The organism is Thioclava sp. SK-1 (assembly GCF_001705665.1).
GTDB lineage: Bacteria > Pseudomonadota > Alphaproteobacteria > Rhodobacterales > Rhodobacteraceae > Thioclava.
In genome coordinates this window covers 24,264-34,852 of record NZ_MDHA01000025.1, presented here as the reverse complement: position 1 = coordinate 34,852, position 10,589 = coordinate 24,264, and the positions used below count along the sequence as shown (strand labels likewise).

Annotated in this window: 10 protein-coding genes and 1 pseudogene; 9 read left to right on the top strand and 2 right to left on the bottom strand. The window is 58.4% G+C overall.

Going from position 1 to position 10,589, the window contains the following annotated elements:
• Position 1: 1 nt before the first annotated feature.
• Positions 2-1,126, bottom strand: a complete 1,125-nt coding sequence (locus BFP70_RS03035; protein WP_066009902.1) for a polysaccharide biosynthesis/export family protein — start codon at positions 1,124-1,126, stop codon at positions 2-4.
• Between the two features lie 86 nt (positions 1,127-1,212).
• Complete coding sequence (locus BFP70_RS03030) at positions 1,213-2,499, bottom strand: capsule biosynthesis protein (protein ID WP_066010095.1); 1,287 nt, start codon at positions 2,497-2,499, stop codon at positions 1,213-1,215.
• Positions 2,500-2,717: 218 nt separating this feature from the next.
• On the opposite strand from BFP70_RS03030, the gene BFP70_RS03025 reads away from it, so the two are divergent.
• The 9 genes and pseudogenes from BFP70_RS03025 to BFP70_RS02990 all read left to right on the top strand — a co-directional run bounded on the left by BFP70_RS03025 (position 2,718) and on the right by BFP70_RS02990 (position 10,540).
• On the top strand, positions 2,718-3,323 hold the full coding sequence (locus tag BFP70_RS03025) for a riboflavin synthase (protein WP_066009901.1): 606 nt from the start codon (positions 2,718-2,720) through the stop codon (positions 3,321-3,323).
• Complete coding sequence (gene ribB, locus BFP70_RS03020) at positions 3,320-4,453, top strand: 3,4-dihydroxy-2-butanone-4-phosphate synthase (RefSeq protein WP_066009900.1); 1,134 nt, start codon at positions 3,320-3,322, stop codon at positions 4,451-4,453. Before BFP70_RS03025 ends, ribB begins: the two co-directional genes overlap by 4 nt.
• A 12-nt stretch (positions 4,454-4,465) precedes the next feature.
• Complete coding sequence (locus BFP70_RS03015) at positions 4,466-5,017, top strand: 6,7-dimethyl-8-ribityllumazine synthase (RefSeq protein WP_066009899.1); 552 nt, start codon at positions 4,466-4,468, stop codon at positions 5,015-5,017.
• The gene (gene nusB / locus BFP70_RS03010; protein ID WP_066009898.1) at positions 5,014-5,535 is read left to right on the top strand and encodes a transcription antitermination factor NusB; all 522 of its coding nucleotides are present in this window, start codon (positions 5,014-5,016) and stop codon (positions 5,533-5,535) included. The genes BFP70_RS03015 and nusB overlap by 4 nt, the downstream gene beginning before the upstream one ends.
• A 225-nt stretch (positions 5,536-5,760) precedes the next feature.
• On the top strand, positions 5,761-6,084 hold the full coding sequence (locus BFP70_RS03005) for a hypothetical protein (protein WP_066009897.1): 324 nt from the start codon (positions 5,761-5,763) through the stop codon (positions 6,082-6,084).
• A gap of 295 nt (positions 6,085-6,379) precedes the next feature.
• The gene (locus tag BFP70_RS03000; protein ID WP_066009896.1) at positions 6,380-8,170 is read left to right on the top strand and encodes a DEAD/DEAH box helicase; all 1,791 of its coding nucleotides are present in this window, start codon (positions 6,380-6,382) and stop codon (positions 8,168-8,170) included.
• A gap of 354 nt (positions 8,171-8,524) precedes the next feature.
• Positions 8,525-8,734, top strand: a complete 210-nt coding sequence (locus tag BFP70_RS21300; protein ID WP_255356575.1) for a hypothetical protein — start codon at positions 8,525-8,527, stop codon at positions 8,732-8,734.
• Positions 8,735-8,752: 18 nt separating this feature from the next.
• The gene (locus BFP70_RS21295; protein ID WP_141693075.1) at positions 8,753-8,884 is read left to right on the top strand and encodes a transposase; all 132 of its coding nucleotides are present in this window, start codon (positions 8,753-8,755) and stop codon (positions 8,882-8,884) included.
• 114 nt (positions 8,885-8,998) lie between these two features.
• A pseudogene (locus BFP70_RS02990) lies at positions 8,999-10,540 on the top strand (IS66 family transposase).
• Positions 10,541-10,589: the final 49 nt, after the last annotated feature.

The following is a 10,589-nucleotide window of genomic DNA, read 5'->3' as shown; positions in this document are numbered from 1 at the left end:
GTCAGTTTGCTAAGCTGTTCAACGTGTTCGCGGTGCCTAAAGGTGCGGTCATCGCGGACAGAACCTTTTGCCACTGCACGAAGGGTGCCTCGGTCACATAGACCGTGTCCCCATCGCGGATCGCAAAATCTCGGGCCATAAACATGCCGTTGGGTTCGGTCAGGTCCAGCACATAGATCAGGCGTTGATCGCCAATCAGGTCATTACGCCCCAAGACGACGGATGCAATTTCGACCGGTTCATTGCGGAACACAAAAACGCCCGTGGGGTCGGCCATGCCGCTTTGCAATCCGCCAACCGTGGCAATGGCTTCAAGTGCCGACAAGGTCTGGGTTTCAAACGGCACACGCGCTTGCGCACCTGTCGCGCCAAGGGATGTAAAGGCGCGGGTGTCTTGTTCTACCAAGATCACATCGCTGGGCCGCAGCGCGATGTCCATTTGTGGATTTTCATACAGGTCTTTCAACCAGACCGTTCCGGATTTCCCGGCCCGCTTTACGGTGATTTTGGCGATATCGGGGGTTACGGTCACGCCGCCTGCGCGCGCCAACATGGCCGACAGGGTACGGGTAGGACGTTCGATCGCATAGACGCCTTGCCCTGTCACAGTGCCCATCACCGATACGGTCGCGCCATCACCGGCCAAACGCGAGACAGAAACCTGCGGATCGGGCGTTTGCGCGTCCAGTTTCTCGGTGATGATCTTGCGCAGCCCATCAGGGGTGTTGCCCGCGGCTTTGATCCGTCCGGCGTAGGGAACAAAGATATACCCCGACCCATCCACCTGCACTTCGGACAATTGCGTGGCATTGGCACCTTGTTGTACCAACAACCCGTCATCCACGTTCTCCCAGATCGTCAGGGACAGCGTGTCACCGGGGGTGATCGTATCAGATCCCATCACACCCGCGTTGCGCAGTGATGCGGCAAACCCTAATGCGGGCTGCACGGCGGTGGCACGTGTGACGTGATCATTGACTTCGACGACAAAGGCATCGCCTTGCCGCATGACGGAACCGGAGAAAATTTCACGTTTGTTGGGGCCCGACCGTGGCAAGCCACATGATGCGACACCTAACACAAGCGCCGAAAGCGCCAAGATTTTGGCGCTACGGAAAATATTCATAGACACTGCTCGAGCTCCTCTTACCGGGATGCTACTTTTACATTTAGAGATAAGTTTACAGAAACATGGCTGAAAAGCCAGTTGTTCTATTTGATGACCCGCAACTGTTGCCGTGGGGACGCGTTCCCGTCGCGCAACGCATCATAAGGGTCTTCAGGGGACAGGATCATATCCACCACCTGACGCAGCAATGTGCGCCGGCCCTTGGCCGAATAAAACCCGCCCGGCACCTGGCTGGTTTCCAACAGATAATGGCGGTAATCGCGATAGGCGCGGCTGTCGGGGCGGGCAGGGGCGGCGAAAAACTCTGCCAGGGGCTGCGAGGAAACAAACTCTGGCTTATCGAATACCGCGCGGCCAAAGGCCTTGAGCGGCAGGCCACGCCACAAGACCTGCTGAGCGGCGGTTGAATTGACCGTGACGGCAGAACGGGCTTGTGCCAACAGATTGGCCAATTTTCCACCGCGCACGAAGCGCACCCGTCCCGTCAGTCCATGATGCAGCGTGGCTTTGCGGATGACATCGGTAATTGGCGCACGGCCATCTTCCAGCGGATGCGCCTTGAACACCAGGTGATGATGGGGCGGCGCGCCCTTGGCAAAGGCCTCCATCACCATTTCGACAAATTCGGTTTGGCTGTTGAAATTGGAATGCATGCGGAAGCTGGCGTCATGTTCCAACTGCAATAGCACGAGATGATAGGGGAAGCCGCCATATTTGATCGCACGGGTTTCCAGCCACCGCTGGATCATATGCGCAGGCATCAGCAGCAAACGCCGTAGATACAGCCGGAATTCCTGGACCACCGTCACGCCACGATGGGGGCGAAACGCACGGTAGCGCCCGTTTCGGATCATCACGAACAGATGATAGAGAGCGCCGTAAAAGACATGATGGCGCATATCCCCCCAGCGCGGCGGGGCATCGGGGAATTCGATTTCGGATTGTTCCAGCGCGCGGCGCATCTGCGCGACGGTCATCTCCATCAGCCGGGAATGGCCGTTGGACCCACCGCGTTCATAGCTGATCCAATAGGGCCGCAGATATCCTTCTTCAAACACATGCACGGTCACGCCGGCGGCGCGCGCGGCGTCGATGGCCTGGGCGTGGATGGAGCGTGTATCCCCATATAGCACAAGATCGGTAACATGTTTTTCGGCCAAAATCGCGCGCAACCGTTCGGGCCATTGCTCTGGTGTATCAGTATAGGGGATATAGCTGGCGCGGTCGGGCCAGAAGACCTCATCCCCGCGATTAAAGCCTACACGCCAGACCTGCGCGCCAGTGGTGCGCAACATTTTGCCAAGCTGATGAAACCACGGCCCATGTGGGCCTTGCAGCAGCAAGAAACATCTGTCGCGGTAATGGGTCATCAAAAAACTGTCCTGATCTGGCCCCAAAACGCCGGGCACGCCATCTATACTCTTGTCTATCGGGGTGCAAAACCACGGCAGCAATAGGGCGAGCCTATGACATATCGCGGTCGTGTCGCATAGAAAATGCACAAATTGACCGGTTAAGCCTGCGTCGGCTGCGCTTGCACGATGGGCAACTGCGGGCTAGGTGATGTTGACCGAAAAAGGAGATGTCGATGTTCACCGGGATCATCACCGATATTGGCGAAGTGCTTGCGCTGGAACAGCAGGGCGATTTGCGGGCGCGGATTGGCTGTCATTATGACATGGATGGCGTGGATATCGGGGCATCCATTGCCTGCGGTGGCTGCTGCCTGACCGTGATTGCCAAAGGAACGGACCCGCAGCCCTGGTTTGATGTGCAGATTTCGGCGGAAAGCGTCGCGATCACCAATCTGGGCCGCAAGATGTGGACCGTTGGCCAACCGCTGAACCTGGAGCGCGCGTTGAAGGTCGGGGATGAGTTGGGCGGACATATCGTGTCGGGCCATGTGGATGGGGTCGCGGATCTAATCGCGATGCATGATGAGGGTGACAGCACCCGCTTCACCTTCCGCGCGCCGCAAGCCCTGGCAGGATTTATCGCGCCTAAAGGCTCTGTTGCGCTGAACGGCACGTCTTTGACGGTGAATGAGGTGAACGGGACGGATTTTGGCGTGAATATCATTCCCCATACCAAAGAGGTCACGACATGGGGCACGGCGCAGGTTGGCGATGCGATCAACCTGGAGATTGACACCTTGGCCCGCTATGTCGCCCGTCTACAGGAGTGGCAGAAATGACGAAGACACCGGTGGATAAATCTGGCCTTCATGATGTGCCCGGCGCCGTGGAAACCAGCTATAGCGACGCAATTTCTTCGATCGAAGAGATCATCGATGACGCACGCAACGGCAAAATGTATATTTTGGTCGATCATGAAGACCGCGAAAACGAAGGCGATTTGTGTATTCCCGCGCAGATGGCCACCCCAAATGCGATCAATTTCATGGCGACCTATGGGCGCGGTTTGGTGTGCCTTGCGCTAAGCTCTGCACGGGTAGATGCGCTGGGGCTGCCGCTGATGGCGTCGTCGAATTCTTCGCGTCAGGAAACTGCCTTTACCGTGTCAATTGAGGCGCGCGAAGGAATCTCCACCGGGATTTCGGCGGCGGATCGGGCGCGCACCGTGTCTGTGGCCATCGACAGCGCTACCACACCTGCTGATCTGGCCTCGCCGGGGCATGTGTTCCCGCTGCGCGCGCGTGACGGCGGTGTCTTGGTGCGTGCAGGCCATACGGAGGCGGTGGTGGATGTGTCGCGTTTGGCCGGGCTGAACCCCGCAGGCGTGATATGTGAAATCATGGGCGATGACGGTGAAATGTCGCGCCTGCCGGATCTGATTGCCTTTGGTCAGCGTCATGGCATCAAAATCGGGACGATTTCTGATTTGATTGCCTATCGCCGTCGTCATGACAGCCTGGTCAAGGAAACCTCACGCGAGGAGGTGCATTCTGGCCATGGTGGCGATTGGACGATGCGGGTCTTTACCGATCAGACCGAGGGTCAGGACCATATCGTTTTGACCAAAGGGGATATGACCTCTGATCCTATGTTGACCCGTGTTCATGTGCTTGATCCCAAAGCCGATATGCTGGGCCTTGTGCCGGGGCGTGAAGGTGATCTGGGCCGTGCCATGGATGCCATTGCCCATGAGGGGCGCGGGGTTGTCGTCTTGTTGCGCGATACCGAAGGCACGATGCCCACCGCCGAAGATTACCACAGCCGCACCCTGCGCCAATATGGTTTGGGGGCGCAGATCCTTGCGGCCCTTGGGTTGTCACAATTAGAGCTACTGACCAATTCCGGCTTGCCCAAGCTGGTCGGGTTAGAGGGTTACGGGCTCGAAATTTCCGCCACGCGCGGTTACTGAACGGAGAGTATCATGGCCGAAGCCGAAGCGCATTACACCCTGCCCAACCCAGAATTTGACCGCCCCGTGCGGATGCTGCTGGTCGTTGCGCCCTATTACCGCGACGTGGCAGATAACATGATCGCAGGCGCGCGTGCCATGGCGCAGGCCTGTGGTGCTAGCGTGGATCTGGTCGAAGTGCCCGGCGCGTTGGAAATTCCTACGGCGATCAAACTGGCCGCGCGAATGGCCGATTATGATTGTTTCACTGCGATTGGCTGTGTGATCCGTGGTGAAACCACACATTACGATACGGTTTGCAACGACAGCTCTCGTGCGATTCAGCTGATGGGGCTGGAAGGGATTTTGATCGGTAACGGTATCCTTACGGTTGAGACCAAAGATCAAGCAGATGTCCGTGCGGACCCGAATGGTGCAAACAAAGGTGGTGGTGCGGCGCACGCGGCCTTGCATCTTTTGGCGCTTTCCCGCAAATGGGCCAATCGGACGAAAGGGATCGGCTTCCGCCCCAGTGGTGAGTCGTTTCGGATTGCCGGTGATAGTGAAGGATCGACGACCGCATGACTGACGACACGCCCCAGACTGACAGCAACGAAGAACCCGTTGCCCGCAAGCGCAAGCTAAGCCTTGAGGAAAAGCGCCAGCGGAAATCCGCAGCGCGGCTGTTTGCTGTTCAAGCGCTGTTCCAGATGGAGGCCGCGGGCCAAAGCGTCGATAATGTGCGCATGGAGTTCGAAACGCATCGTTTTGGCGCCGTCTACGAAGGCGATGAAATGGCCGAGGGGGATCCCAAGCTGTTTACCCGCATTCTTGATGATGCCGTTATGTGGCAGGGTAAGATTGACCAGGCCACAGATCGTGCGCTGGTCGAAGCATGGCCGATCAGCCGCATTGACCCGGTGCTGCGCGCATTGTTCCGTGCTGCGGGCGCAGAGCTGGTGACACCAACAACCCCGGCCAAAGTGGCGATTAACGAATATGTTGACGTGGCACGCGCCTTTTTCCCCGATGGAAAAGAGCCGAAACTGGTCAATGCCGTGCTTGATCACATGGCGCGTGCTCTGCAACCCGATGCGTTTTAACCGATACGCTTCTGGCCTCCTGCTGCAAGGATGCTGTGGGACGGTGTGCCGGGCGCCCCAAAGGGGGGGTGCCCTGCCGCTTACTGGGTTCGATGCCCAGAAAGCGGCATCCCCCCAGCCGTATTCTTGCGCAACGACGTAACGTTTTTTTACATCAATTTGACGTTCTCCCCCTTTGAAACTGCCACAAAACGATTACATTGATGCTGACACAGGAGAGTCTCCATGCCAGCACTTGTTCGCTTATTCATCCGCAGCATCGCTATTGGTTTCGCACTTGCCATTCTGTTCTTGGGGCTTGTGATGGTGTTTGACACTGCAGGACTTCGACAGCAGATTTTAACATCGGGCACGGGATATATGACCGCCGCCGTCTTGCTGGGCTTGACCACAGTCTTGTTTTCGGTCGTGCAATTCGCGCGTGCTCTGCTGTGCCGAAATGATGATGATGACAATGATGGCAACGGGCGTGGTGATCGCTTTCCACCGTCTTTGCACCATGAGCTGGTGCCGATCCCTGTGCGCCGTGATGAACAGCGCCGTCGTTGATCCCACGTTGACGATTTTGACGCAGCGCCAACAGCCGCTGACCCTAGGGTTGGCGGTTTCTTATTTGTAAATTGCCGCATTCAGCGCCATATGCACGTGACGCAAGGCCGATACCCCCTAAAAACCCGGCATTTACGATAGTTTTCCCTTTACCTGCGCAGGGCAAGGGTATATCTGCCGGGCTTCTTTAGCGCAGGACCACTCTGATGGAGAGGATGCGCTTGATGGGCGAGACAGGGACACAATCGCCCGTAACCGGTGCCTAACTGCACCCTCTCATTACGGATATACTTGCGTGAAACAGACTATTAGCGCTGCGCTTGAAGCGCGCGGATACACATCGTTGACACCCGTTCAGGAAGCTGTCAGCGACCCAAACCTTAGCCATCAGGATCTTTTGGTGTCGGCACAGACTGGCTCGGGTAAAACCGTGGGCTTCGGTCTGGCAATCGCGCCTACTATCCTTGGCGATTCCGATACATTCCAACGTGCGGCTCAGCCCTTGGCGTTGGTCATCGCCCCCACGCGGGAGCTGGCATTGCAGGTGCGCCGCGAATTGGAATGGCTGTATCGTGAAGCTGGTGCGATCATGGCGTCCTGTGTGGGCGGTATGGATGCCCGCGCCGAACGTCGCGCGTTGGAGCGTGGCGCACATATCGTCGTCGCCACCCCGGGCCGTTTGTGTGATCACCTGCGCCGCGGCGGTATTGACCTGTCGAAGGTTCGCGCCGTTGTGTTGGACGAGGCGGATGAGATGCTCGATATGGGCTTCCGCGAAGATCTGGAAACCATTCTGGACGCGGCCCCCGAAGACCGTCAGACACTTTTGTTCTCGGCCACGGTGTCGGCAGATATTGCGCGTTTGGCCAAGCGTTACCAGAAAGACGCGCAGCGGATTTCCACGATTTCGGGCAAGAAACAACACAGCGACATTGAATACCGCGCCGTGATGGTTGCCGATCGCGACGAAGAAAACGCAATCACCAACCTGTTGCGGTTCTATGAAGCGCCCAATGCGATTGTGTTCGCCAATACGCGTGCCACAGTGTCGCGCCTGATGTCGCGCCTGACCAACCGTGGGTTCAATGTTGTGGCCTTGTCCGGAGAGCTGAGCCAGCAAGAACGTAGCCATGCGTTGCAAGCGATGCGCGACGGTCGCGCGCGCGTCTGCGTGGCGACCGATGTTGCCGCACGCGGGATTGATTTGCCCAATCTGGACCTGGTGATCCACGCAGATTTGCCACAATCAGAAGAGGCGCTTTTGCACCGCTCAGGCCGGACCGGCCGCGCGGGTCGTAAGGGTATCTCTGCGCTGATCGTGCCGCCAAAGGGCCGCAAAAAGGCAGAGCGCCTGCTGCGCGGTGCCAAAGTTGAAGCCACATGGGAGGCAGGCCCCTCTGCCGAGGCGGTTTTGGCCAAGGATGAAGAGCGTTTGCTGGCCGATCCAATCTGGACCGATTCAGCAACCGATGTCGAAGCCAAAACCGTTCGTGAGGTTCTGGCCGCTCAATCCCCCGAGGCCATTGCGCTGGCGATGGTGCGTATGTGGCGCGGTCAGCGCTCTGCGCCAGAGGATCTGATGTCGGTCGCGCCGCGCAATGACAGCAGCGGCCCATTCGGCCCAAGCCGTTGGTTTGCAGTGTCAATTGGCCGCGGAGGCAATGCCAGCCCGCGCTGGTTGATGCCAAAAGTCTGCGAAGCAGGCGGCATCACGCGTTCGGAAATCGGCGCAATCCGTATTGGTGCGACAGAGAGCTTTGTCGAAATTTCGGAAAAAGCTGTGAACCACTTTCTTGACGCATTGGGTCCGGAAATGGAAATCGGTGACAATCTGACGCTGACGATGGTTGATGGTGTGCCCGCTGAAGTGCGCAACAAAACCGGGTTCAAGCCGGGCGGACGTGGCCCACGGCCCGAGCGTTTCTCGGGCGGCCCAGGCGGTAAGAAATTCGGTGGTAAGCCAAAGCGTGACTTTGATGATCGTGGTGGCCCCAGCGATGGCAAGCCGAAGGCCAAATACGGCGCCAAAAAATCGTTCAAGGATAAAAACGCCGGCGCGCCCAAAGGCAAACGCTTCAAAGACTAAGCCTTAGACGAATATGTGAATATTACGGCCCTCCTGATGGCCTCAGGGGGGCTGTATGTATTTTGGGCTGGCCGTGCGATTGTATGTCGAAAATTGTTGGCTCTGATCCCGGAAAATCGCGCCATTTGACGCTCAAATGTTCGGCTGTGAGTAAGCGTTCGCTGGCCCTCACCTTTTGCCCGCTTGTCTGACCTGCGATGCCATGTCCGATGGAGATCGGTGCAGGAGTTTCGCGATGGCGACTACGTTGGAGTTTCTCCGGGATTACGGGGTGGAGATAAGGACCAACGGACAGCGACGCTGGCCGGATGAGATAAAGGCGCGGATCGTTGCTGAGAGTTTGCAGCCGGGTGTGTGAGCGTGAATGCAGTTGCGGCGCGGTATGGGCTGCGGGCGAACCATTTGTCGGAATGGCGTGGTCGTGCGCGTGATGGCCGGTTGGTTTTGCCTGTGGTTGAAGATGACGGTCTCTGTTTTGCACCGATCGTGATGTCGGATGGTAGCGGCAGGGCGCATGTGCCAGCTGTTGCGGGGCAGCCAGTCACGCCCGCAGCACCACCCTAAGCATCGATCGAGATTGCAATGGGCCAAGTCACGATCCGATTGGACGGGGTGATGGCGCTGAACCATGCCCAGTTTGAGGCCCTGTTTGCCGGTCTGGACTGGCGTAAGGTAAAGGCCTTAGAGGCGCGCCCACCTGCTGCGGCAGAATGAACCAACCATATGTTTTTGCGTGATTTCACTGGGGTATCTGTGTAGATATGGCCCATGTAAACTGCCCCGTCACTTAATCTTTCCGCCATCCCGGCTGCGCAACGCGCGGGCGGGATGGCGTTGATCGAAAAGGTCGCAGCGCTCACAGAAATAACCCAACGGCAAGAGCACCTGATCGCCGAGCTGAACCATGCCCTGCATGGCAAACGGTCGGAAAAGCTGACCGAGGATGAGCGGCAGTTGGCGTTCGAGGATCTGTCGATCGCACTGGCCGAGGTCGAGGTGCAAAAGGAACATCTGGCTGACAGGTCAGGTGACAAAACGGCAACCAAACCTGCGCCAAAGCGCACCATCGGCAATCTCCCGGCCGCACTGCCGCGCATCGAACAGCGCATCGAGCCCGACAGCCTGATCTGCCCCTGTGGCTGCGGCGTCATGCACAAGATCGGTGAAGACCGCAATGAGCGGCTGGATATCGTGCCGGCGCAGTTGCGTGTCATTGTCACCGTGCGCCCGAGATACGCCTGCCGGACCTGCAGCGATGGCGTGACCCAAGCCCCCCCCCATCGCATCTGATCATGGGCGGCCTGCCGACCCAGGCGACCATCGCCCATGTGCTGGTCAGCAAGTCGAAGGGGACCGTGGCTCCAGTGGGGCCGCGTAAGCCCCGAAGACGCCGACCACCTGCCACTCTGCCGCCAAAGCCAGATCCTGGCGCGGGCGGGTCTTGATCTGCACCGCGCCGTGCTGGCCGATTGGGTGGGTAAGGCGGCGTTCCACCTCAAGCCCGTCGTTGACCGGCTTGCCGAACACCTGAAACGATCCAGCAAGCTGTTCATGGACGAAACCACGGCCCCGGTGCTGGATCCGGGACGCGGTAAAACCAAGACCGGCTATCTTTGGGCGCTGGCCCGCGATGACCGGCCATGGGGCGGAGAGGATCCGCCCGGTGTGGTCTACGTCTATGCACCCGGTCGGGCGGGGCAGAATGCCGAAACATTCCTGACGGGCTTTGATGGCATCCTGCAGATCGACGGATACCAGGGGTATAACCGGCTGACCAAGCCTACCCGAAAGGGCGGCGATCCCGTGCAGGTCGCCCATTGTTGGGCGCATGCCCGGCGCAAGCTAAAGGAAGTCTTCGACCGCGATGCATCAGAGATCGCCGCCGAAGGTCTGCGCCGCATTGCCGAAATCTATACCGTCGAAGCCGACATCCGTGGCATCTCCCCCGGCCAGCGATTGTCTGCCCGCCAGACCCGCAGTGCCCCGCTGATCGCGGCCTTCGGTGATTGGCTTCAAGCTGAGCGACGCAAGGTCTTTGCCAAATCCCGCTTGGGCGAAAAGCTGACTTACATCCACAATCACTGGGATGGGCTGCAGACCTTCCTGGCTGATGGTCGCGTCGAAATCGACAACAACCGCGTCGAAAACATGATCCGACCGATCGCTTTGAACCGCAAGAACGCACTCTTTGCCGGTCACGACGAGGGCGGCATCGCTTGGGGCCGCATCGCCTCACTGATCGAGACCTGCAAGATCAACGGCGTCGAGCCATTCGCCTATCTCAAGGCAACTCTCACAGCGATCGCAAACGGACATCCGCAAAGCCGGCTCGATGAACTCCTACCGTGGAACTTCAAGCTGTCAACCTAAGCCGTCAGTGTTGTCCAGCGAACGCTTACGGTATACGTCAGTGACAGCC